Source organism: uncultured Microscilla sp. (assembly GCF_947493425.1).
In the GTDB taxonomy this organism is placed as follows: domain Bacteria; phylum Bacteroidota; class Bacteroidia; order Cytophagales; family Microscillaceae; genus Microscilla.
The window spans coordinates 32,486-56,128 of the sequence record NZ_CANLRP010000020.1; the positions used below are offsets into that span (position 1 = coordinate 32,486).

The 23,643-nt window shown below is 39.4% G+C and carries 20 protein-coding genes; 9 read left to right on the forward strand and 11 right to left on the reverse strand.

Translation table 11 applies throughout. The features are described from left to right. Positions 1-3 precede the first annotated feature (3 nt). Together Q0954_RS07930 and icd are read left to right on the forward strand one after the other, a co-directional pair. Complete coding sequence (locus tag Q0954_RS07930) at positions 4-2,493, forward strand: tetratricopeptide repeat protein (protein WP_299455687.1); 2,490 nt, start codon at positions 4-6, stop codon at positions 2,491-2,493. Between the two features lie 272 nt (positions 2,494-2,765). Next, positions 2,766-4,031, forward strand: coding sequence for an NADP-dependent isocitrate dehydrogenase (icd, locus tag Q0954_RS07935; protein WP_299455688.1), 1,266 nt, complete (start codon positions 2,766-2,768; stop codon positions 4,029-4,031). Between the two features lie 123 nt (positions 4,032-4,154). Here the strand turns inward: icd and Q0954_RS07940 are convergent, their stop codons facing one another. From Q0954_RS07940 to Q0954_RS07950, 3 genes are all read right to left on the reverse strand, one after another. Next, entirely contained in the window at positions 4,155-4,688 is a 534-nt protein-coding gene (locus Q0954_RS07940) for a DUF5655 domain-containing protein (RefSeq protein ID WP_299455689.1), read from the reverse strand. A 140-nt stretch (positions 4,689-4,828) separates the two neighbouring features. After that, entirely contained in the window at positions 4,829-5,677 is an 849-nt protein-coding gene (locus tag Q0954_RS07945; RefSeq protein WP_299455690.1) for a DUF4249 domain-containing protein, read from the reverse strand. 6 nt (positions 5,678-5,683) lie between these two features. Next, positions 5,684-8,029, reverse strand: coding sequence for a TonB-dependent receptor (locus Q0954_RS07950; RefSeq protein WP_299455691.1), 2,346 nt, complete (start codon positions 8,027-8,029; stop codon positions 5,684-5,686). A gap of 123 nt (positions 8,030-8,152) precedes the next feature. On the opposite strand from Q0954_RS07950, the gene Q0954_RS07955 reads away from it, so the two are divergent. Further along, positions 8,153-9,076, forward strand: coding sequence for a CHAT domain-containing protein (locus Q0954_RS07955; RefSeq protein ID WP_299455692.1), 924 nt, complete (start codon positions 8,153-8,155; stop codon positions 9,074-9,076). A gap of 80 nt (positions 9,077-9,156) precedes the next feature. Here Q0954_RS07955 and Q0954_RS07960 read toward each other — a convergent pair whose 3' ends face one another. Beyond that, positions 9,157-9,552: a hypothetical protein gene (locus Q0954_RS07960; protein ID WP_299455693.1), complete on the reverse strand. Its 396-nt coding sequence runs from the start codon at positions 9,550-9,552 to the stop codon at positions 9,157-9,159. 239 nt (positions 9,553-9,791) lie between these two features. On the opposite strand from Q0954_RS07960, the gene Q0954_RS07965 reads away from it, so the two are divergent. Next, positions 9,792-10,832, forward strand: a complete 1,041-nt coding sequence (locus Q0954_RS07965; protein ID WP_299455694.1) for an FKBP-type peptidyl-prolyl cis-trans isomerase — start codon at positions 9,792-9,794, stop codon at positions 10,830-10,832. 401 nt (positions 10,833-11,233) lie between these two features. On the opposite strand, the gene Q0954_RS07970 is transcribed toward Q0954_RS07965, so the two are convergent. The 6 genes from Q0954_RS07970 to mutY form a co-directional block, all read right to left on the reverse strand. Beyond that, positions 11,234-11,536 carry a type II toxin-antitoxin system RelE/ParE family toxin gene (locus Q0954_RS07970; protein ID WP_299455695.1) on the reverse strand — a complete coding sequence of 101 codons (303 nt, stop codon included), beginning with the start codon at positions 11,534-11,536 and terminating at the stop codon, positions 11,234-11,236. After that, positions 11,530-11,763: a hypothetical protein gene (locus Q0954_RS07975; RefSeq protein WP_004156558.1), complete on the reverse strand. Its 234-nt coding sequence runs from the start codon at positions 11,761-11,763 to the stop codon at positions 11,530-11,532. Before Q0954_RS07975 ends, Q0954_RS07970 begins: the two co-directional genes overlap by 7 nt. A 148-nt stretch (positions 11,764-11,911) precedes the next feature. After that, complete coding sequence (gldD, locus tag Q0954_RS07980) at positions 11,912-12,538, reverse strand: gliding motility lipoprotein GldD (RefSeq protein ID WP_299455696.1); 627 nt, start codon at positions 12,536-12,538, stop codon at positions 11,912-11,914. After that, on the reverse strand, positions 12,522-13,862 hold the full coding sequence (locus tag Q0954_RS07985) for a gliding motility-associated protein GldE (protein ID WP_299455697.1): 1,341 nt from the start codon (positions 13,860-13,862) through the stop codon (positions 12,522-12,524). The genes gldD and Q0954_RS07985 overlap by 17 nt, the downstream gene beginning before the upstream one ends. A gap of 17 nt (positions 13,863-13,879) precedes the next feature. Beyond that, complete coding sequence (locus Q0954_RS07990) at positions 13,880-14,338, reverse strand: single-stranded DNA-binding protein (protein WP_299455698.1); 459 nt, start codon at positions 14,336-14,338, stop codon at positions 13,880-13,882. 52 nt (positions 14,339-14,390) lie between these two features. Further along, a complete protein-coding gene (gene mutY, locus Q0954_RS07995; protein WP_299455699.1) occupies positions 14,391-15,467 on the reverse strand; it encodes an A/G-specific adenine glycosylase in 1,077 nt (358 codons plus the stop codon). A gap of 782 nt (positions 15,468-16,249) precedes the next feature. Between mutY and Q0954_RS08000 the strand changes: the two genes are divergently transcribed. The 5 genes from Q0954_RS08000 (at position 16,250) to mazG (ending at position 21,410) form a co-directional block, all read left to right on the forward strand. Then, a complete protein-coding gene (locus tag Q0954_RS08000; RefSeq protein WP_004156552.1) occupies positions 16,250-16,567 on the forward strand; it encodes an HU family DNA-binding protein in 318 nt (105 codons plus the stop codon). Between the two features lie 7 nt (positions 16,568-16,574). Continuing rightward, complete coding sequence (locus Q0954_RS08005) at positions 16,575-17,414, forward strand: tetratricopeptide repeat protein (protein WP_299455700.1); 840 nt, start codon at positions 16,575-16,577, stop codon at positions 17,412-17,414. 207 nt (positions 17,415-17,621) lie between these two features. Next, complete coding sequence (locus Q0954_RS08010) at positions 17,622-19,181, forward strand: Rne/Rng family ribonuclease (protein ID WP_299455701.1); 1,560 nt, start codon at positions 17,622-17,624, stop codon at positions 19,179-19,181. 249 nt (positions 19,182-19,430) lie between these two features. Beyond that, positions 19,431-20,489: a gliding motility lipoprotein GldB gene (gene gldB / locus Q0954_RS08015; RefSeq protein ID WP_299455702.1), complete on the forward strand. Its 1,059-nt coding sequence runs from the start codon at positions 19,431-19,433 to the stop codon at positions 20,487-20,489. A 129-nt stretch (positions 20,490-20,618) separates the two neighbouring features. Next, complete coding sequence (gene mazG / locus Q0954_RS08020; protein ID WP_299455703.1) at positions 20,619-21,410, forward strand: nucleoside triphosphate pyrophosphohydrolase; 792 nt, start codon at positions 20,619-20,621, stop codon at positions 21,408-21,410. Between the two features lie 12 nt (positions 21,411-21,422). On the opposite strand, the gene Q0954_RS08025 is transcribed toward mazG, so the two are convergent. Continuing rightward, a complete protein-coding gene (locus Q0954_RS08025) occupies positions 21,423-23,570 on the reverse strand; it encodes a 7TM diverse intracellular signaling domain-containing protein (protein WP_299455704.1) in 2,148 nt (715 codons plus the stop codon). Positions 23,571-23,643: the final 73 nt, after the last annotated feature.

Genomic DNA, 23,643 nt, shown 5'->3' on the forward strand with positions numbered 1-23,643 from the left:
TGCATGAAAATAAGAATTTGGCTTTGGGTGTTTTTGGGGTGTATCACAGGTCAGGCTTTTGCCCAAAAAAAAGCGACCATAGACTCTTTGAAACAAGTGCTCCAAAACGACCTGGCTGACACCCAACGGGTAAAAGTATACAACCAACTCGCCCTTAGGTATAAGCCCTCCCAACTATCCAAAATTGAACATTATAGCTCCTTGGCAATCAAGCTTGCTACCCAGATAAAGTACCCCAAGGGCATTGTAAATGCTTATAAACGCCTTGCTTACTTTGCAAAAAACGAAGCCAACCACACTAAAGCAAAAAACATATTTGATCAAATACTCACAGTCAGCGATCAATATCAATATATCCAAGGGAAAATCAGTGCTTTTATTGGCTTGGGTTCGGTGGAGGTGGCTCATGCAAACTACCCTACTGCTTTGCGGTATTATACCAAAGCACTCAAGATAAGCAAGGCCCAAAAGTTACCCGGTTATACCGCCACAGTATATAACAACATAGGTGTACTCTCTGCTAACCAAGGTAACTATGCCAAAGCCCTGGAGTATTATGGAAAAAGCCTTGAAATACGCAAAAAAGAAAAAAACAAAGCAAATGTAGCAAGCCTTTACAACAATATGGCAACCATACATTTGCGACAGGGCGACTATGCCTTGTCGTTGCAAAAGCACCTCAAAGCATTGCAAATAAGAATCAAATCAAACGATCAATCGAACATATCGGCTAGTTACAATAACATTAGCCTGGTATATGTACGGCAAGGCGATTATGAGAAAGCCCTCGAATACCAACTAAAGTCGCTCAAACTAAAAGAAGAGTTGGGGCAAAAAATGCTCATAGCAACCAACTATACCAATATAGGTTTTGTATACAGTAAACAACATCAATACGATAAAGCCCTCAAGTATTACTTTAAGGCACTAAAGATAGAGCAAAAAAAGGGTAACAAACGTAGGTTGGCCAATTGTTATGACAATATAGGAGAAGCATACCTGGCAAAGAAAAACTATAAAAAGGCATTGAGTTACTTGAACAAGTCATTGACAATGAGCCTGAAACTCAACGAAAAATCGTTGGCTTCTACCGTATTGGTAGCTTTGGGCAAGACACACCTAGAACAGAGAAAGTACAAAAAAGCCATCCAATTTCTTGACCGAGGAGTGACGTTGGCCAAAGAAATAGGCAAACCAGCCACACTGCAAGACGGTGCCGAAACCCTTGCCAAAGTATACAAGGCCAAAGGCGACTACAAAAAAGCCTATGAAGCGCATGTGGTGTTTAAGCAAATGACCGATAGCTTGCTCAATGCTGCCAGTACTAAAAAAATTACCCGCTTGGCAGCCAATCACGAATTTCAACTTGAAAAAGACTCTCTAAAGATTCAACAAGTTGCCCTCAAAGCAAAGTTTGAAAAAGAAAAACTAACGAGTAGTTTCCGACGCAATATGAGCATTGTGTCATTATCGGCGCTTGGGGTAATGCTGATTCTTGCTTTTTTCATTTACCGCAGCCGTCAGGCGCAAAAAAAAGCCAATGGATTGTTGGTGCAACAAAAACACGAATTACAAGAACAAAAATCGGCTTTACAGAAGCAGAAAAAAGAGCTACACCAACAAGGTGAAGAACTGCTTACAATGAACGAAGAGTTGTTGCAAAACCAGGAAGAGATCACCGCTCAACGTGATGATATTGAAGAAAAAAAGAGTTTGCTCGACACCCAGCACCACCAACTTACCCAAAGTGTAAGGGCTGCCCTCACCATTCAACAGGCAATTTTGCCTGCCACAGAGCATATTGCCAGGTCTTTTGAAGAGCATTTTGTGGTTTACCACCCTAAAGATGTGGTATCGGGTGACTTTTACTGGCTGGGCACCATTGATAACAAAAAGGTAGTGGGTGCCATTGATTGTACTGGGCACGGAGTACCAGGAGCATTTATGAGTATGATTGGCTTTACTTTGCTCAACGATATTGTAAACACTAAAAAAGAGTCTGACCCAGCCCAAATACTGGAAATGCTTAGAGCCAGGGTGCCCAAAGTGCTTAAGCAGAGTAAAAGTGGGGACAAAAATGGCATGGATGCCGCGTTTGTAGCAACAGAAGAACTGGAAAATGGGCAGATAGAGTTGCGCTTTGCTGGTGCCAAGCGCCCTTTGTGGTATGTAACACCTGGCAGCAAAACCTTAGGAATTATTAAGGGTGCCAATGTGTCTATCGGTTTCTCGTCAAATAATACCCGGAATATAGAGTGCCACTCTATGTGGTGTGACAAAGGTACGGTGTTTTATATCGGCTCTGATGGCTTTGCTGACCAAAACAACGAGCAAAGGGCTAAGTTTGGGAGCCACCGCCTACAACAATTGATCTACAAAATTCATTTGCATACCATGAATGCCCAAAAAGACATATTGGAACAAGCCCTCAGTGAACACATGAAAAATACCGAACAACGCGACGATATTTTGTTGCTAGGGCTAAAGGTATAAACCAAACCATTCGAGCAATACTTGCAAACTTGATCGCTGCAAGGGTTGTACCCTCACTCAAAGTAATCATTTACAAGGCAAACCACGTTACTTTGCTCCCCTGCTTGCAACTTAAAAGAAGTATATTGTTAAAATATAACACCGCGCTTCTTATCGCCTGTCTGATGCCCCTCCCGATTATAATAAATCTCTGATTTGTGCAACCATTTTTGGCACAATGTTGTTACTTTTGTGCGAAACAAGAACAAATTAAATTTTAGATCCCGTAGACAATGAGTGAACAGAAAATAACCATTCAAGACGGGGAATTGAACGTTCCCAACACTCCTGTAATTCCTTTCATCGAAGGTGACGGAACTGGTCCAGATATTTGGTCAGCCTCTCAAAAAGTTTTAGACAATGCTGTAGAAAAAGCTTATGGCGGCGCCAAAAAACTTGCCTGGAAAGAAGTACTTGCCGGACAAAAAGCATTTGACCAAACTGGCGAGTGGCTACCACAAGCTACTTTAGATGCTTTCAACGAATATTTGGTAGGAATCAAAGGTCCTTTGACTACACCAGTAGGTGGTGGAATCCGTTCGCTGAACGTGGCACTGCGTCAAAAACTGGATTTGTATGCTTGTATACGTCCTGTTCGTTGGTTCGACGGAGTACCTTCGCCTGTAAAACGTCCGGAACTTTGTAACATGGTCATTTTCCGTGAAAACACAGAGGATGTATATGCTGGCATAGAATGGATGCATGGAGAAGAAGGTACCCAAAAAGTAAAAGACTTTTTGATCAAGGAAATGGGTGTAGATAAAATCCGTTTCCCTGAAACTGCTTCTTTTGGTATCAAACCTATCTCTAAAGAAGGTACCGAACGTTTAGTTCGCTCAGCTATAGAATATACCATCAAGCAAGGGCGCCCTTCATTGACGCTGGTACACAAAGGTAATATCATGAAATTTACCGAAGGTGCCTTCAAAAACTGGGGTTACGAGCTTGCCGAACGTGAGTATGGCGACAAAGTGTTTACCTGGGCTCAGTATGACCGCATTGCCGACAAAGACGGTAAAGACGCGGCCAACAAAGCACAAGCTGACGCTGAGGCAGCTGGTAAAATCATTGTAAAAGATGTGATTGCTGATGCTTTCTTACAGCAAATCCTTACCCGCCCTGCCGAGTATTCAGTCATTGCTACTATGAACCTCAACGGCGATTACATTTCTGATGCTTTGGCGGCTATAGTAGGTGGTATTGGTATTGCCCCAGGCGCCAATATCAACTATGTGACCGGACGTGCCATATTTGAAGCTACCCATGGTACTGCTCCCAAATATGCTGGCTTGGACAAAGTAAATCCTGGTTCAGTGATTTTGTCAGGTGCTATGATGCTTGAACATTTAGGCTGGCAAGAAGCTGCCGACTTGATCTACAAAGGCTTAAGTGGAGCCATTGGAGCCAAGCGGGTAACTTACGATTTTGAACGTTTGATGGAAGGTGCCACCTTGTTGAAAACTTCAGAATTTGGTGCAGAAGTAAGTAAGCATATGTAATCAATCATTGATTATAAGTAAAACTACTAAAATGAAAAACCAGTTATTGAAAGTACTCAACAACTGGTTTTTTTATCTTTTAGAGGGTATTCTTTAACCCCTCTTTACCCTTATACAAAAAACCTACCCTGCTCTTTGATAAGCTTCTCTGAGCCAATCAATCAACTCATCGTTTACCTCATTTATATCAGTGATTTTTACCCGATGGGTACACATCGTACCAAAAGGTCCAGACCCTTGCAGTCGTTCGCCTGTAGGTTTATCTTTAATTTTGAGTCCCAGGTCTATCCGGGTTTTAGTAGCGGGTTTTATCAAGGCAAACTGCTTTTTGCGAATAATGCTCACTCCTGTTTTTTTGGGGGTTTGGGTAATATCGTTGCCCAACGTCTCTATCACCTCAATCAATCGCTCATAAATAGGCAACAGTGCTTCTTTGCCCTTATATTGTGCGGCAAGCAAATCGGTAGCATCTATAGAGCCTGCATCAGCTTTACGGGCTTTGAGCGCCACAAAGTTGGCGAAACCGTGGGTAAAGCCATATTCTGACTTGAGGTAATCCATCATAGCTTTGTGCTTGTCTATGCCTGTTTGCTCAAGTACTCCTATCCAGTGTTCCAACGACTTCCCTGTTTTGTCTAATAATCCTTGTTCCATCATCGTTTTTGATTTGTTATTGACTAATAATACAAGTATAGCAAAGGCATTGACCAATGTATTGTAAAAAATTAACCACTTGATAGGTAAGGTTCAGTCAGGAACAATTGAATAGACTACACTTTACCAGCAAACCAATAAAATCACTTTTTTTTCAGAATTATGCGTTGCCTGACATACGATAATGCAGTAAACACCCCTAAGCCTCCGGTGATGGTCGACTTTACTACCGCAGGTTGAGCAAAAGGGTTACCGTTTGCCTGACGTGCATCTTCTATGGTTTCTAAAAAATCGTAATAATCACGTTTAATATGATATATAGCAACAAAAACAGTATCTTCACTTCTGAAGTTATAGCCTGTGCCTATAGTGATCTGGTTGCCTGTTTTGAACCGACCTTCAAATGAAAACTCGGTGGCAAGCTCTCCCCCAAGGCTATCTTTATTGATTATAATTCGATAATAATTGGGTTTTTCAGGGTCATTGTCTTGAAACTTAGCCAACAAAAAAGCAGTGGTGTCTTTATCTCTAAAGCGAGCCTCAATAGTATCTAATTGAGGAGCTGGCAAAAAACTGGTTACACCCGTCACCAAACGCCCCTTGAGGACATCTTCTACTTTGAGCGCATAGTCGCCCCCTGCAGTAGAGTCTACTATAGTACGACCTGCATAATTATAAAATTTACGGCTGTTAGCGTCAAATCCTGACTCAAACTTCAACACCTCCTCTACCCCATTATGTACAATGGATACTTTTGCCTGGGGTAAAGGTGGTAACTCTACTGCCCCAAAATAATTGGTACTTTCGGTGAGCAACAAGCGATAAGGTTTACCGTGCTCCAGATAACATTCTACTACTATTTCGGGAGCATAAGGTGGCAGGTCAATAGTAATGTCTTTTTGTAAACTATCGCAGGCGCTCAGCCCGATAAGGGTAAGTATTGGTACCCATAAAAAGGCAGAAAAACGACAATTATATTGAATGTTGAGCATACATACTTAAAATTTGAAATTGTAGGTAACAGACGGTATCACAGGAAACAAAGACACTTGTTTTGCTTGAAAGCCCAAGGTTTGGTTGGTATTAGCGTCTTTTATTTCTTCAAAAAAGATAAAATAAGGGTTTAGGCGGTTATAAGCATTATAAATGCTAAAAGTCAAATCAGACTCGCCCCAACGCGGAAAAAACTTCCAGACCAACCCCAGGTCTAACCTGTGGTAATTGGGCATACGCAAATCGTTGCGTTGTTGGAAACGAGGCACCACTGTAGGGTTTCCGCCTACTACATCTTGCAGAAAAAACCGTCCAGGTGGCAACGAAATAGCATTACCTGTATAATATACCCAAGCCACAGTAAACGTTAGCCGTTCGTTGAACTTATGGCTAATCACAACTGAAATATCGTGGCGACGGTCATACCGTGGAAAAAAAGGAGCGCCTCCGTTGATTGGTAAATTACCATTACTTGCCCCAAACTTGCGGTAAGTCCACGAGAGTGTATAACCAATCCACCCCGTGGTACGTCCTTCTTTTTTCTCTATATAAATCTCGTTGCCATAGCTCCAGCCACGCCCAAACACAAACTCGTTCTCTAAGTTGGGGTTGGCAAAGATCTGCGCCCCGTCTTTCAAGTCCAGTTGATTGTCCATGTCTTTGTAATACAATTCATTGCTTATGAGCAGCTTGCCGTCAAACAACAAAATGCTCCCACCCATCGCCACTTGGTCAGAGCGTTGAGGGTTGACCAGTTTGGTAGAAGGATACCATATATCGGTGGGCAACGAAGCCCCGGAATTAGACACCAAGTGGACATATTGGAACATACGTGCCGCGCTTGCCTTCAACGACACCGTAGGATTTAACTTATAACGTACCGAAAAACGTGGCTCAAACCCTCCATAAGTCTCCCCTTGGTTCTCGAAACCCGACAACCTTAAGCCCATATTGATCCGCCAATGATTGTTGATGGTATAATCATCGGTAATAAAAATTGCAGCTTCGTTTCCGTTCAAACGGGTTTCGCTGCCAAAGTCAACAGAACCGTCAGAGCTGCCTGCCTGAAGCCTACCCAAAGTAAAGTCGTGGTAGGTGTAGTGTGCCCCAAACCTGATGACGTGTTGGTTATTGGGCAAATAGTCAAAATCTACCTTGGCGCTATAGTCCTGAATGTTTGCCCCCAGGCTAAAGTTAAAAATATCAAAGGTGTTGGCTATTTCATACTCATAGGTGGTATAAGACAAGGTAGTATTGGAAAATAACCCCGAATTAAACACGTGATTCCAGCGCAAAGCTGCCGCAGTATTGCCCCACTTAAACGAAAAATCGAAGTTATCATCTTTGAAACCAAACACATCACGCCCTAAATAACCACTCAGAAACAAGCGATCTTTTTTGCCTAACTCATAGTTTACTTTGGCGTTCAGGTCATAAAAATAATAGTCAGGAATGGGATTAAAGTCTTCGTTGCTTTCGTTAGCACGGTTAATGGCACGGGTAAACACATCGAAATAAGTGCGCCTTCCGGCAATCAGAAAAGATGATTTATCTTTTTGAATAGGCCCCTCAAGGGTGAGCCGCGACGAGATCAACCCAATGCCTCCAGCTGCCGAAAACTTTCGCTTGTTGCCATCTCTCGTTTTTACGTCCAATACTGATGATAACCTGCCACCAAATTGTGCAGGAAAATCACCCTTATACAAATCTACTGTCTTGACCACGTCGGGGTTAAAAATGCTAAAAAACCCAAATAAATGAGCGGCATTATAAATTTGTGCCTCATCTAGCAACACCAGGTTTTGATCGGGTCCCCCACCCCGAACAAACAAACCTGATGAAGCTTCGCCCCCAGAAGATACCCCTGGCTTAAGCTGTAAGGCTTTGATGATGTCGAGCTCACCAAAAATAACCGGAATAGTTTTTAATTCCTGGGCAGTGAGTTTTTCTACCCCCATTTGGGTAGAGTTGAGTTTTTCGCGCAAGCCATCGGCCTTTACTACTATTTCGTCAAGTTGTTTTTGTTGGGGGGGTAAGTTGATGTTGAGTACCAGGCTTTGGCTCAGTTGGAGTGATCGTATTACCGAGGTATAGCCTACATAAGAAAACACTAGTTTTATGCTATCAATAGGTAAGTCTATGCTATAAAAACCATAAGCGTTGGTGATTACACCTTTGGTGGTACCAGCTATTTGTACCGTTGCCCCTATGAGGTCTTCGCCAGTGCTGGCGTCTTTTACATACCCACTTACTTTTACTGTGCTTTGCGCAACCACTGGGCAAATACCCCAACAATATATAGTGGCCAGCATAAGCTTAGCAAGTATGCGTTTCAAATCTGAATTTTTCACTTGGTGCCAGTCTTTTAGTGTTACGCTTTGATAACAACAAAAGACTGGCAAAAGTTATGATAACGCCTTGACTTTCGCCTGTACAAACAGTTTGTTTTTTAAGTAAAATACTTAAATTGCTTATTGGCAACAGAAAAAATGAACCCAGGCATGAACGTGATTCAATATATAAAAACCTTACTGGCAAACGGGCAAATTCAACCAGCCATACAAAAAATGAATGAGGTAGCCCCCAGCACTTATCAAGAAAACGAGGCAATCGATATTGCTTTCAGGTTTAGTATGCTTATGCAGTCATCTTCCAGTATGGATACTGACAAACTTCACCGGGAAAAATCGCACTTAGTCAGCAGGATAAATGAAGTATTGGAAAGAATGAAGGATCAACTGCTTCAAAATGAAGAGATCATGGATCAGAAATATGCGTTTACCCCTCCTACAAATATTCCCACTATTGCTGACAACGCCAGTGACACCCCTTCTCAGGTGAGTAAGATTCTATTTATGAGTGCCAACCCAGCAGAAACTACGGTGTTGAGATTAAGTAATGAAATGAGGGAAATTCAAAATACACTGAAAAAGTCGCGTAACCGGGATGACTTTCAGTTTATTATGGAGCCTCAGGTGAATAATAGTATCATTAGACAAAGAATCAAAGAAGAAAGACCTGAAATTGTCCATTTTTCGGGGCACGGGGGCACTGATGCCGGGCTTGCCGAAGGCATTGTAGTCAATGGCAGTAATGGCAACCCTGTAGTACTTACAAGCAATGCGTTGGGTAGGTTGTTTGAAATGGCTAAAGAGTATGTACAATGTGTAGTGCTTAACTCCTGTTACTCTGATGCACAAGCAGAGGCTATCAAACAACATATACCCTATGTAATAGGCATGAGTGATGCCATAGAAGACACCAGTGCCCGAATGTTTTCGGTGGGTTTTTATGAGGCGTTAGGGGTAGGAGAATCTTATACTGAGGCATTTAACAGTGGTACATTGGCTATAGAAATGGAAGGCTTGCCAGGAGCTGACATTCCAGTATTGTTGTAAAGGTGCAGACAAAAAAAAGTCGTTCCAAACAAGTGGAACGACCAAAACCCAAAGCATTGTCCAAAAAACATTGGGTAGTATTATTTCTTTAGTCCGCGTAAGCTACTCAAAAACAAGCCAAGCCCACCTACCATCAACACCAAAATCGTCATTAGCTCAAATGCGGTCATGTGTGAGAGTCTAAACTGTACACTACTAATGACCCCTACAATCAGCATTACTAGTGATCCGATAAGTAGTAGCCAACCCAGCATATTGCGGGAGTTATAAAAGATCATGCCTATACCAAACATGAACGGAATCATAATATAACCAGAAGTAAAAGTGCCTACTCCTCTGATGTGGTATATGTGGTGAAAACTATACCCTACATGTATGGCATTGAGTAGCATGTAGCCGCCTGCAACCAGCATAATAAGTCCAATAGCAAAACGAGTGATTTGATTATTACTTCCTGTGGGAGGTATGTTATTCATAAAGTTATTTAAATGATAAAATTAGGTTTACAGGTATGAACGCAAACGTTAAAAATTAGTTTCAACGCAGTTTTGCCCTAATATAATGGCTTAGTTCTGTTTAATACTGCTTTTTTTCTCCTAAATTCGCCCCCTGAATTGGTGAACCATCTCATAAAGAAATATTCTTTTGCAGAGGTTTTATCAACCACCTCTGGTAAATAACCAAAAACTGTATTAGTTAAACATTAAATTATACAATGAGAAAGTATTATATTTTGCCTGCCCTCACGCTATTTGGGTTGCTTTTTATGACAAGTTGTGGAAAGAAAGGCAACGATGAAAACAATGATTCTAGCCAGCAGTCTTCTAAAGAAGATTTTACTGGTTTTGAGCAAACCCCCACTGGAATTTATTATAAAGTAATAAACCATAACCCCGATACAGCCAAAGCTTTTAAGTTTGATCGTGCTATCGACTTTCATTTGGTTGTAAAAAACTACAAAGATTCGGTTTTACAAAATAGCTACGAAAAAGAGCCTATTAAAAACTTCATTTATCAGCCACCTCGCTTTAAAGGAGACATTTCTGAAATCATGCAGTATATTTCTGAAGGCGACAGCGTAGTAATTGGTGTATCAAGCGACTCTACCGCCAAATACCAGGGGCGTCCTATGCCTCCTACATTTCCTAAAGGCACCTATGTGAGGTATTTTATGAAAATACTCAAAGTAAAACCTGCCGCAGAAGCAATGGCTGAAATTGAAAAAGCCAAAACAGAGGCTCTGCAGAAAGTACGCCGTGACGATTCTATTGCTATTCATAGCTACCTCAAAGAAAAAGGGTTGGCCGATAAAGCAAAGTCTACCCCAAGCGGTTTGTACTATGTGATTACTGAAGAAGGAACAGGTGAGCGACCAGAAAAACATGATACAGTGTACACCAATTATGTAGGTAAGCTTACCAATGGTAACTTGTTTGATACCAATGTAGAAGAAGCTGCCAAAAAAGGTGGAAAATACCAAGGACCTAACCCCAAAAAATACCAGCCTTTTAAGTTTATACTGGGCAGACAACAAGTAATTCGTGGTTGGGATGAAGGACTTGCCTTGTTAAAAAAAGGAAGTAAAGCCATTTTATTGGTGCCTTCTACACTGGGTTACGGGCCTCGTGCTATGGGTAAGGACATCCCTGCCAACTCTACACTGGTGTTTGATGTGGAATTGACTGACTTTAAAAAAGGTAAAGCACCTAAAGCAATGCCTAAGGGACATTCAAAAGGCGATGGGCATAATCACTAAGTAATGTTGCCGAAATAATGTCAGCAAATTTAAGTAAATATTTTTTCGCTAGACAAGGCACGGCAATATCCAGTGGATATTGAGCGAGCTTGAGGGATGGTCGGCTAATAGCAGCGCTATTAGGCTATTTTTCAACGATGTATAGAGACTAAAATATACAGTTAAAATGGGGAAGTTATTTTGACTGCATTATGTACCAAGACAAAATTAAATATACCTAATATTCAAGTATAACTATCATATTATGAGAGAGTTATATTTACTTGTAGCTTATAGCTAATTGCTTGCTGCTACTTACTAAGGGACAGTTACTCAATAATTGCCTTTTATAAAACACCAAAGCCGCATGATCACTGGTCATGCGGCTTTGGTAGTTTATATCATTTTGCAGATATACAGTACTAACCCACCACTGGATCTTGCCTTACATGGTAGAGGGTTTCAACCACTATGGTCTCTTCTACTATGCTGTACACAATTTTGTAAAAACCTACCGTAATAAATTTATAAGGGTCAGTTTCTGCTTTTAACAATTGCTCAGGTACCCCTTGTGGATAATTGGTATTGAGCGCTTCGGTAGCTGCCAACACACCATTGATTGTGTCTTTGGCTCTTTCCATTGATTTGCCCGCCAAACGGGTGTAAATGTTGTACAAGTCTTTTTTGGCAGACTCTGCCCAGAATACTTTCTTTGCTGTTACCATGATGCCACCTCCGTTGTTATTTGCTGCTGACTAAACAACCTGTTTTCTTTTTGCGCCAAATTAGCGGCGTTGATACGCTTATAAAAATCAGTGGCAGACATAGGTTTTAAGTTTTTATCATCTTCGTCTTCCATTTCGACTGCTGTCACAAACGTCATCTGTTTGAGTGTTTTTATTAAGTTTTCAGCATTTTCATAGCTGTCCACTTCCACTTTAATGTTTACCATATTTGTATAAGATTAGTAGTTATCTTCGAAAGAAGTTTACGGGAGTTAAAATAGATGAAAAAAGCAGATTATAAAAATATTTTTGCTGCAAGAACACGAAATATGTGTTGCTGATTCACAAAGACAGTATCAAAAAAAGAAGGTTTTACTATTGCGCTACCTTGTCTACCCATTCGCAGGTATTTAACATATGAATAATGTCTTTTTTGATAAACTCTATTACCGGCTTTAATGAGTCATTTTTGGTGGCAGTTCTAAAATACAAAGCACCTCGCAAGAAATGCCTGGTAGAATCTGAAATATAGAATTGAAATTGACTGGGTACTTCGCCCGAAAGCTCAAATAAAGCCGCTGTTTTGCCCTTTGGGGTTTTGATTGTGTAAGGGTCAATAGAGTAGGCCCGTTCCTGGTGTTTGTTGAGCAACATGTGTGAGTCTTCTATAAACTCGTCAAAGGTTTTGTTATTGGGTACTTTTTTATAAGTAAGTTGTATTTCAGCCTTTAACTGAGGATAAATGATGTGAAACCAATAAGGCTCAGCTATTCTGGACGAATCGGGGCGTACTTTGGCATAAGATGATAACTCGAAGGTATAAGGTGCTTTTTCTTTAAGCTTTACATACTTGTTCTTGGGTAAGTCTATCCGGTTATAACCTCTGGGTTTGGGACTGTATTCGCTGGTTTCGCTCCCACAAGCAGCAAGTACCCCCAGCATTGAAGTAAACACAAAAAAAGTAAGCAAAGTACCCTTATTCCTGTTAATTGTCTGTATCATCGTTATCTTCATGTATTTCTACTTTTACAATCTTAATCTTACGCACTCCCATTGCCACTACTGTAAACTCAAACTTATCGTACACAATATTTTCGTTGAGCTTGGGCAAACGGGCAAATCGTTCCAGTAATAATCCTCCCAACGATTCGCTTTCTCCTTTCACTTCGTCAAAAAAGTTGTTGTTAATCCCCAGAATTTTGCAAAAATCATGGAGCGAGATTTTACTTTCAAACAAATACGAATTTTCATCTATTTTGGTATATAATTTCTCTCTATCCCCGTCAAATTCATCGTTTACCTCCCCTACAATTTCTTCTATTACATCCTCCATAGTTACCAACCCTGCAGTGCCCCCGTACTCGTCTACCACTATAGCCAGGTGTACTCTTTTCTCTTGAAAGTCACGTAAAAGTTTATCTATTTTTTTATTGGGAGGAATAAAATAAGTTTTTCTAAGTAGTTTTGACCATTTGAACGACTCGTTGGCATTAAGGAAAGGTAACAAATCTTTGACATATAGTATGCCTTTAATATTATCAATTGTATCGCTATAAATTGGAATACGAGAATAGCCGCACTCCTGTATTTTTTCAAGCAACTCGCTAAAATCAGTATTAATATCAAATGCAGTCACCGCCAAACGCGAAGTCATTACTTGCTTGGCAGTGATGGTTCCAAAGTTTACAATACCCTTTAGAATTTCGCGTTGCTTGTGGGTAGTATCTGTTCGGTCTATCACCCCTTCCAATCCCTTAATATCTACCGGATACCCTCGTTTTTTAATGCGTTTTTCTACTACATTGCTCATTTGCATCAATACATACGATAAAGGGTTAAAAAATTTCATAGCAACACTGATGAGCTTGGCAGTACGTTTTACAAAAAATAAGCTTTTTTGGTTGGCATATACCTTGGGCAATAACTCTCCAAAAAACAAAATGGCTACAGTTACAATGACAGTGAGGGTCAATATTACTACTCCCTGAGGGTTGCGGGTGCCTACCAGCTCCCAGGTAAGATAAGTAGCAATGGATACAATGGCTACATTGATGAGGTTATTAAAGATGAGAATAGTAGCAAGAAGGCGTTGTGGTTTTTTCAACAACTGTACAATCAATTGTTCTGAACTGTTTTCACTGTCCTGACAACGGTCTAAGTCTTCGGAAGACAGAGAAAACAAGCCAATCTCAGACCCTGAAATCAATCCGGAAAGTAATAACAAAACAGCTAAAATAATAAAGTTGGCTGTATAAAAGATTAGGTTAGCACTAACCAGGTTCAGTAATATATTTATAAAAAATAAACTTTCAGTTTCAGAGTCCAAGTTACCAGCAGATTAAATTAAAAGGGAAGGTCGTCCGGTTCATCGGCATTAAAAGTCGTGTCAGAGGCTTCTCGCTTCTCGTTTTGAGGTTGCGTAGCAGGCTGTTGTTGCCCTCCACCTTGGTTTTGGTAAGAGCCACCCTCACCACCACTATCATTTCGAGAGCCCAACATTGTCAGGTTTTGCCCTTGCACATCCAACGAAAAACGAGTTTGACCAGTATTATCGGTATAAGTTCGGGTCGATAGTCTGCCTTCTACATATACCTGATTACCTTTTCTCAAGTATTTTTCTACAACTTCAGCATTATTTCCCCAGAACGAAACCCTGAACCAGTCAGTTTTTGGTTCTTCCCCAGGCTTGGTATAAGCATTTACAGCAATAGAAAAGTTAGCCACTTTTCTTCCTTCAAAATCACGAACGGCAGGGTCGTCGCCCAAATGTCCTATTAAGATAATTTTATTGTAACTAGCCATTAATTAATGTTTGGTTTTGTGGCGCAAAATTAAAATACTTTTATAAAAATACTCAAAAAAAATCTTTATTCAAATAGTTGTCAATTAAAACAGGTTTAGGCAATGCTGCCACCTCATCTACTTCATAAAAGCGTAACTTGTCAAACATTGGTAAATCTTTTTGGGCTGGTTTTATTTCTATGTTATGAAACTTAGCCTGTATGCGCTGGTGGGTCAAAACATGTTTATAAATCACTGATTCTTCGCCTATTACCATTTTTTTTAGCTGAGCTTGTGGCAAACTTATCACGTCCAGCAAATCAATGGTGCTTAACAACTTGGGTTGTTCTTCCAGCCAAAAATCATATAGCCCACCCCAAATGTCTTTGCTTCCCCTTTGTTTCATTGCCACAAATGTTTGCCCAGAGTTTTTATAAAAAAACAGGAGGTAATGAAAGTAGCGGTTCTTCACCTTTATTTTTTTTATTTTTACAGGCAGCTCCTTTTGTTTGCCCTCAGCATATGCTACACAATGAGTTTGCAAAGGACAATACATACAGTCAGGCTTTTGGGGAGTACACTGTAATGCCCCAAACTCCATAATTCCCTGGTTGTAAGCATCGGTGTGCTCGTCAGGTAACAAACTTTTAGCAAGGGCTCCAAACTCTTTTGCACCTTTATGGCTGGCTATGTCGGTGTGTACACCAAACACCCTCGCCAATACTCTAAAAACATTGCCATCTACTACGGCTACCTTTTCGTTATAAGCAAATGAGGCAATGGCTGAGGCGGTATAGTCACCCACACCTTTCATTTTTAAGAGTTCATGATAGCTCTCAGGAAACACACCACCCCTTTCGTGGTGTACAAACTTAGCTGCAGTGTGTAAGTTGCGAGCCCGCGAATAGTAACCTAAGCCTTGCCAAAGTCTCAATACATTTTGTTCATCGGCACCCGCCAAATCTTGTACCAGCGGATAAGCCTCTACAAACTTTTGATAGTAGGGCAAGCCTTGTTTTACCCTGGTTTGCTGAAGAATAATTTCTGACAACCATATTTTGTAAGGGTCTTTTGTATGGCGCCATGGCAAATCGCGCTTATTTTTGGCATACCAATTGAGAATACTATTGGCAAAAAGGTGTTTGTCCATCTAATTCAGTAAGTTATAAGTGATAACAACCTTGTTTTTTTGAAAAAAACAAGGCAAATATCTAAAACACTTTTAACTTTATAAGGTTTAAGAAAAAGGCTTCACTCTATTTTCATCCTGAGTTTGCACATCCTATTAGGAATGGTGTAAAAATAAATTTCTATAGTTTAATAAAATATTTTGTTGCTAGACGCGGCAAAAAATTGGCTAATAGCAGCGCTATTCGGCTATTTTTTAACAAAGTATAGCCTCAAAAGATGAGATTAAAAATGTAAATTTATTTTGGTACCATTCCTTAGAATAGAACCAGGACAATTAATTGCTTTGGCAAACCTCTTAAGGTACCAGAGTAATTATGTCAATGTGTGTGTTTAGGTGAAAAAACTGTCAGAAACCTCCCATTTCGCCTAGCTGTTTTGATGACCCAAACAGAGTAATGCATAATCATAAAGTTGTTTTTCAAACAGTTTGATTCACTTTAAAATATCAAAATTTTACAATATGGAATCAAAACTTTCAGCCTAAAAATTAATGCCTTACTTACAGCGACATATTTTGGAATATTGCCATAAATAAATATATCAATCAAAAATGACATTAATACATTGTCACTTGATGGTTTTTAGTAAAAACTCACTAAAATGAGCTAACTACCAAGGAATCAATTATTTTTGGCTAAATTCTTTTTTATTAGGAAATCAAAAATTAGATTTGCAAGTAATGTAAACCTATGGTTTCTAGTTTATTATATAATTCATTGTACCATTTAAACATTAGTTCAAGTGACAAAAGCGGAGGTAATTTCAGAAATAGCCGAAAAGACGGGTGTTGAAAAAGACAAAGTACAAATCACCGTTGAGGCTTTCTTCAAAGTAATACAAAACTCCATGGAAAATGGAGAAAACATTTATGTAAGAGGCTTTGGTAGCTTTATTAATAAGAAACGTGCAACCAAAATTGCTCGAAATATTTCTAAAAATAAAGCCATGACAATTCCTGAGCACTATGTACCCAGCTTTAAACCTTCAAAAGTGTTTATAGAGCGCATAAAAAACAGCGCAAAGTTAAAAGCAAAAATTAGCGATAACAGTAAGAAATAATAAAAACATGCTTCGATCACAAGTAGTGATTATTACCCTGGCCTCGGTCTTAATCTTTGGAATGTACTTACTACCTAAGGCCATTGTGAAAGGAAAAAAACAAGTTACACAACCTTCGAAAAGTAAGCAAGCGGACACTCCCAAAAATATGGGAGAAGAAACACATAACCAACCTTCACTTTCAAAACAACAACTTACCCAGCTTGCTAATTGGAAAAATGCAATTAGCAGTAGTACAAATAAAGAAAAAAAGATTATCTTTGCCGATTCAATAGCAAATTTGTTCAAAAGTGCGAACCAATTTGACAGTGTAGCGTTTTATAAAGCGAAGATTTCTGAATGGAAACCCAGCATAAATAGCTGGATGCAAGCCGGAAATGCTTATTTGTTTGCGGCGCGTTTTGCGTTAAACCAGGCAAAAGTAGAAAAGTCAGTACAAAATGCCCGTGGGTATTTTAACCAAGTGCTTAAACAAAAAGAAGATTTTCTTGATGCCAAAGCACAAATGGCCCAGACTTACCTAATGGTGCCCAACAAACAAAATCCTATGCAAGGCGTACAAATGCTATTGCAGGTGATAAAAAAAGACCCCAATAACCAATTGGCTCTTTTTATTCTGGGCGAACGCTCCATGCAAGTTCGTAAATACGACAAAGCTATTGAGAGATTTGAGAAACTTTTGTCACTCAATCCTAAAAATGAGAATGCTCAATACTATTTGGGAATGGCTTATGTTGAAACAGGCAAAAAACTCAAAGCACTTGAAATTTTCAAAAACATAGAGAAAGTAAGTACTGATTCAGCAAAAGTAGCTGGTGCACGTAGTTACCTTCAACAACTAAAATAATTTTTTTCATTTTTAAACGACATATAAATATGCCTTGTGGTAAAAAAAGAAAGCGTCATAAAATCGCGACTCACAAACGTAAAAAACGTCTAAGAAAAAACAGACACAAAAAGAAATAAACACGATAGATTTATTTATATTTGATTAGTCCATAAAACTGCGCAGTTTTATGGACATGTTTTTTCATAAACTAAAATGTAAAATACCTTGAGTAACGAATTAATTATCAATTCTACTCAAAAAGGCGAACGAATAGTCCTTCTCAAGAACAAAAGGGTTGTTGAATACCATATTGAGGAAAAAGATAATAACTTTACGGTAGGTGACATTTATCTTGGAACAGTAAAAAAGGTAGTACAGGGTTTGAATGCAGCATTCATTGATGTTGGATATGATAAAGACGCATTTTTGCATTATCTCGACCTTGGCCCCAAATTCAGTTCCCTCAACACCTTTACCAAAGACGTACTTGCAAAAAAAAATGTACCGTACAAACTTCAAGATTTTAAGCTAAAGCCTGAAATTAATAAGCTTGGGAAAATTTCCAGCATTTTTAGCCGTAACAATCAGGTTTTAGTACAGGTAATCAAAGAACCTATATCCACCAAAGGTCCTCGATTATCTTGTGAATTATCACTTGCAGGTAGATATTTGGTATTAGTACCTTTTTCAAATTCGGTAAATATTTCCAAAAAAATCACGAACAAAGAAGAGCGCCAACGTTTACAGCGCTTAATGTCATCAATTAAACCTGCCAATTTTGGAATTATTGTCCGAACCAACGCCGAAGGGAAGGAAGTTGCAGAACTCGATAGAGATCTCAAAAGCTTAGTAGAAATCTGGGTAAATGGAATGAAGTCGCTTAGAGACGCCAAACCAAGAGATAAAATAATTGGCGAAATGGATAGGGCTTCTTCTATTCTACGTGATATGTTAAACGAAAGCTTCGATAGCATAGTAGTAGATGAGAAAACTATCCACGGTGACATCAAATCTTATATCCGTAAAATTGCCCCTGACAAGGAGAAAATTGTAAAACTCCATGCGGGCAAAACTAAGATTTTTGAACATTATCAAATAGAGAAGCAACTAAAGTTACTTTTTGGGAAATCAGTTAGCTTACCAAAAGGGGGTTATCTGATTATTGAACACACTGAGGCTTTACATGTAATTGATGTCAACAGTGGCAACAAGTCTAATGTAGAGCAAGATCAGGAGAACACCGCACTAAACGTAAACATGGAAGCAGCCAAAGAGATTGCCCGGCAATTGAGGCTACGCGACATGGGAGGAATCATTATCATTGATTTCATAGACATGAAAAAAGTGGAAAACAAACGTAAAGTCTATGAATTTGTCAAAGAACAGTTAAAACAGGATCGTTCCAAATCTACCGTTCTTCCTCTTACCAAGTTTGGTTTAATGCAAATTACCCGACAAAGGGTACGTCCTGAGATGAATATTACTACTCGCGAGACTTGTGCGTCTTGTGGAGGTACAGGAAAAGTAGAAGCTACTATTTTAGTTTCTGACCTAATCGAGAGTAACCTTGAGTATGTTTTGAACAAACAAAATGAAAAAAAGGTTACCATAGCATTGCATCCTTATTTATATGCCTATTTTACCAAAGGCGGACTGATGTCTAAAAGGGTAAAATGGTTATTTAAGTACGGAAGATGGGTAAAATTACTTAAAGATTCAGCGCTTCCATTGGCAAACTTTAAGTTTTACAATCGTCATAGCGAGGAGTTAGAGCTTCAACAATAATCAAAAATAATATTCCAAATCTTAGTTTTTAGATAAGAGTTTTCCTCTTATGAAGAGACTAAGGTTTGGAATTTTGTGTTTTCAGCAACACACTTGCTACCACTCTCCATTTTTGTTTTGACATTTTGCTATGAAAATCAACTTATTTTAACACGGTGTTCAAGCAAGGCTATTACCTACCCAATCTAATGCACTTTTGTGCAGTTATATTTTTTCATTGAAAGTCAAGCACTACTAATTTTTTTAAATATGTACTCCCTTTTTTATAAAATATTTGCCCAACGATGCTTTAAGATTGGTTGGTTGATTGTATGTGCAACTTTAAGTATGCTGGGCAGTTGTACCTCAAGCAAAACAGATGGTTGTGCAGATGACCTTGATTTGTCAAATATTCAGGTAAAAATTGAAATAAAAGACCTGAACCCCCAATTGATGACGCTCGACACTGAAGCAAAAGCAAAAGAGTTTATAAAAAAGAACCCTGGCTTTGCCCAAAAGTTTGCCAACTTACAACGGGTTGGAGAGCAAAAGGTAGTAAAAGCTTTGGTGGCTTTTGCCAAGGAGCCTTATATGGATTCATTGTACACTCAAGTAAAATCGGTTTTTGGCAACTATGACAAATTAAGGCAAGAGTTAGTCGAAGCATTCAAACACATCAAATATTACTATCCTAGTTTTAAAATACCTCAAGTAAAGATGGCTATGACAGGCATCGGAAGTTTTTTTGGACGAGATATTTATATGGATGATGAGGTTATTTTTATCAGTCCTGATTACTTCTCAGGCTTAAATGCCAAATTTAAACCCAAGGAACCTTACTATATTCAACGCAGGTATGCGCCAGAGTATATTGTACCAGTCATTGTTCAGGCTGTTTCACGTACTTATAACAAAATAGATGTAAATGATCATACATTGGTGGCCGATATGGTGACTCGCGGCAAAGAACTACAGTTTGTAAAAACAATGATGCCTTGTACACATGATTCGCTCATTACTGGTTTTACGGCTCGCCAGTTGGCTAATGTAAACGACAAAGATAACCGCAAGGTAATTTGGGGACACTTTGTAGAGAAACAGGTTTTATTTGCAAAGTCGGTACGAAAAAAACGGGCATATATGGGCGAGCGCCCTTATACTGCCGAGGTAGGAGTAGGCAAAGAATGTCCAGGTAAAATAGGTTGGTGGGTTGGCTGGCAAATTGTACAAAAATACATGCGAAAGTTTCCCAAAAAAACATTTCAAGAGGTGATGGCATTCGATCAAAATATCCATTTATTCAATGCCTCAGCTTATAAAGGAGAATAGGCCCCTGGCTTTGATCTTTATTTCAGGCAAAAGGTTCAGTCACTCAGTGGTTGAACCTTTTGCTTTTTTCATGTGGTTTGTTTTGAGTTACATGTAACTTTGCAACGTAGATCAATAGAGAACTTTACTATGAACAACAGAGCAGAACAACTGAAGGCTTTTGACCGATTGCTCACCATTATGGACGAGCTAAGGGAGCAATGCCCTTGGGACAAAAAACAAACGATGGAGAGTTTGCGGTACCTGACTATAGAAGAAACGTATGAATTATCGGACGCCATTCTTGAGAAAGACTTGACCGAGGTAAAAAAGGAGTTGGGTGACTTGATGTTGCACTTGGTGTTTTACTCAAAAATAGGTGCTGAAACCAATGATTTTGACATAGCCGATGTACTCAATGGTGTGTGTGAAAAACTTATCAAACGACACCCACACATTTATGGTGATGTAAAAATAAACTCAGAAGAAGACGTCAAGCGTAATTGGGAACAGCTCAAACTTAAAGAAGGAAATCGATCGGTATTGGCTGGTGTCCCCAAGTCGTTGCCTGCGATGGTAAAAGCTTTTCGGATTCAGGAAAAAGTAAGAGGGGTAGGTTTTGACTGGGATGACAAACGGCAAGTATGGGCAAAAGTAGAAGAAGAGCTGCAGGAGTTTCAGGAGGAGTTTAATGTGGCAGAAAACGAAAAAATTGATGCTGAGAAAGCAGCGCAAGAGTTTGGTGATGTGCTGTTTGCCCTGATTAACTATGCCCGTTTTATCAATATAGAGCCTGAAGCTGCCTTGGAACGTACCAATAAAAAATTTATCAAGCGTTTTACCTACCTTGAAGCTCAAGCCCAAAAACAAGGAAAACAATTGGCTGATATGACACTGGCCGAAATGGATGTATTTTGGGAAGAAGCCAAACAAATGGAATGAGTAAATCAGTGTTTAGAAGCTACCTTTACCTGTTTTGACGCCCATTACCAGTACATCGTCTATTTGCTTGTAGGTTTTACCATTGCTGTGCATCCACTCATCAAGAGTAGCTTCAAGTATTTGCTTTTGTTCTTTCACAGGTTTGTGGGCAATGGTACCTAACAGTTGCCTAAACCTTTTTTTCATGAACTTTCGTCCTTGCTCGCCGCCAAACTGATCTTGATAACCATCTGAATATACATAAAAAGTAGTGGGGGTAGAAATATCGAATGTATGCAAGGTAAATTGCCTCTGGTCACTTTCGTTTTTTCTATAGCCATTAATGCTGTAGTTATCCCCCTTCACTTCTCGCAGTTCATTATCTTGGACTAAAATGAGGGGATTTTGAGCACCTGCATAATGCAGTGCTGACTTTTCTTTGTCTATTTGACATACCACAATGTCCATTCCATCGCGAATAGAAGCTCCTTCACTATTCAAAATCTTACGCAACGCCTGATCAAGCACATTTAATATTTGGTCAGGTTGGTATATTTTTTTTTGTACTACAGTATTGGTAATTGCTTGAAAGCCCAACATGGTCATAAAAGCCCCTGGCACCCCATGCCCGGTGCAGTCGGCTACTATGACAAACTGTTTTTGCTCTACTTCTTTGAACCAATAAAAATCGCCTGAAACAATGCTATGAGGTCTAAATATCACAAAATGTTCAGGTAAATATTTTTTCATGCGGTTTTCAGAAGGTAACATCGCTTTCTGAATACGCTGAGCATAAGTAATACTGCTTACAATGTCATCACGCTGCCGCTCTAAAGAAGAATTGATTGTTTTGATTTCTTCGTTGGCTTCCTGAAGTGCATAGGTACGCTCTTGCACTTTTACTTCTAACTCTTCGGTGGCACGCTTCTGAACATCAAGGGCTTTACGGGTAGCAGCTTCTTTTTCGAGCCTTAAAATACGATATCGATCTGCCAAAGCCAGCGACAACAATACAATTTCGATGGCGGAGCCTACTTCTACCAGATGATTGGTAATATTGTTTACAGGCAACACACCTGCGTTTCTTAAAGTAATAGAAATAGCACCTATCAGAAAAATACTCCAGGCAATGACATAATAACGGGCAGAGCTATGCCCTTTACGCCAAGCTACAATGCCTGCCACCAATAAAAAAGGAGAGTGTAATGATAATAAGGTATTGGTAGCAGGAGAATATATTTCAAATCCGGTGAGCAACATTGCCACTGGCGCCAACCCCATATCAATCAAAAACAAGCGGTAAACCAGGCGACTGTATTTTTTAATGTCTAAGAAATGGATCGTAAAAAGCGAAGTAGTGATGACGATCAAGCCCATAGTGAGTCGAGCTACGTATAGATTAAGGATAGGATAATTGGGGTGCACATAACGAAACAAATAGCCAGTAGACCCTGAAAAGATAATAAGCATACATACTATGTATAGCACATAGTAAATGTAGGTTTTGTCGCGTAATGTAATAAAGATAAAAAAGTTATAGAGCATCATTACGATGAGAATACCAAAGTAGATTCCATAGTAGAGGTTTTCTGCCTGAAAACGAATATCTAGCGCTTCTTTTCGCACAAGTTCTAACGGAAATGTCAGTGGAGCAAAACTTTGGAGCCTGAAATAAACAGTAACTACTTTGCCTTTTGGCAGGTCTAATGGAAATACATAACCGATATGCTCCTGATTGCCCTGTGATGACAAAGGGTATACACACCCTGTTTGGTGATGCGTCCAGTCTTCTTTGTCGTTTTTGACCCAAAAACCCAAGGAGTTGTGATAAGTAATGGTACTTAAAATTCGCCAATCGTTATGTACTGTTTCGTTGCGTAGCCGTAAACGTACCCAATAAGCCGAAGAAGTATAACCAAAGTTAAGTGACGCTTTTTTACTTGGTATAAATTGTTTGTTTTGTACCTGCTCAAAAGTTAACTTTCCGCGCTTATCTTCAAGGTAAACGGCTTGTTTAGATGGTGAGTAAGTTTGATTTTGTTGTAATACAAAAGGAGCCTGGGCTAATATTGGGGTAGCAGCTACCCACAACAATACAGCACAGCAGAAAAATAACTTGAGGTAATAAGAAGAAAGGTATTTGTTTAATGATTTAAGCCTGAGTAAAAACACGAATAACATAAAGTAAAGATCGATTTATATAAGCCTTGTGATTATTAACGAACGAGTGACAATAATTATACCTGTGTTTTCT

Excerpts from the sequence above, each read along its gene's own strand:
- Q0954_RS07930 (WP_299455687.1), top strand. The coding sequence starts at position 4 with ATGAAAATAAGAATTTGGCTTTGGGTGTTTTTGGGGTGTATCACAGGT.
- icd (WP_299455688.1), top strand. The coding sequence starts at position 2,766 with ATGAGTGAACAGAAAATAACCATTCAAGACGGGGAATTGAACGTTCCC.
- Q0954_RS07940 (WP_299455689.1), bottom strand. The coding sequence starts at position 4,688 with ATGATGGAACAAGGATTATTAGACAAAACAGGGAAGTCGTTGGAACAC.
- Q0954_RS07945 (WP_299455690.1), bottom strand. The coding sequence starts at position 5,677 with ATGCTCAACATTCAATATAATTGTCGTTTTTCTGCCTTTTTATGGGTA.
- Q0954_RS07960 (WP_299455693.1), bottom strand. The coding sequence starts at position 9,552 with ATGAATAACATACCTCCCACAGGAAGTAATAATCAAATCACTCGTTTT.
- Q0954_RS07965 (WP_299455694.1), top strand. The coding sequence starts at position 9,792 with ATGAGAAAGTATTATATTTTGCCTGCCCTCACGCTATTTGGGTTGCTT.
- Q0954_RS07970 (WP_299455695.1), bottom strand. The coding sequence starts at position 11,536 with ATGGTAACAGCAAAGAAAGTATTCTGGGCAGAGTCTGCCAAAAAAGAC.
- Q0954_RS07975 (WP_004156558.1), bottom strand. The coding sequence starts at position 11,763 with ATGGTAAACATTAAAGTGGAAGTGGACAGCTATGAAAATGCTGAAAAC.
- gldD (WP_299455696.1), bottom strand. The coding sequence starts at position 12,538 with ATGATACAGACAATTAACAGGAATAAGGGTACTTTGCTTACTTTTTTT.
- Q0954_RS07990 (WP_299455698.1), bottom strand. The coding sequence starts at position 14,338 with ATGGCTAGTTACAATAAAATTATCTTAATAGGACATTTGGGCGACGAC.
- mutY (WP_299455699.1), bottom strand. The coding sequence starts at position 15,467 with ATGGACAAACACCTTTTTGCCAATAGTATTCTCAATTGGTATGCCAAA.
- Q0954_RS08005 (WP_299455700.1), top strand. The coding sequence starts at position 16,575 with ATGCTTCGATCACAAGTAGTGATTATTACCCTGGCCTCGGTCTTAATC.
- gldB (WP_299455702.1), top strand. The coding sequence starts at position 19,431 with ATGTACTCCCTTTTTTATAAAATATTTGCCCAACGATGCTTTAAGATT.
- mazG (WP_299455703.1), top strand. The coding sequence starts at position 20,619 with ATGAACAACAGAGCAGAACAACTGAAGGCTTTTGACCGATTGCTCACC.
- Q0954_RS08025 (WP_299455704.1), bottom strand. The coding sequence starts at position 23,570 with ATGTTATTCGTGTTTTTACTCAGGCTTAAATCATTAAACAAATACCTT.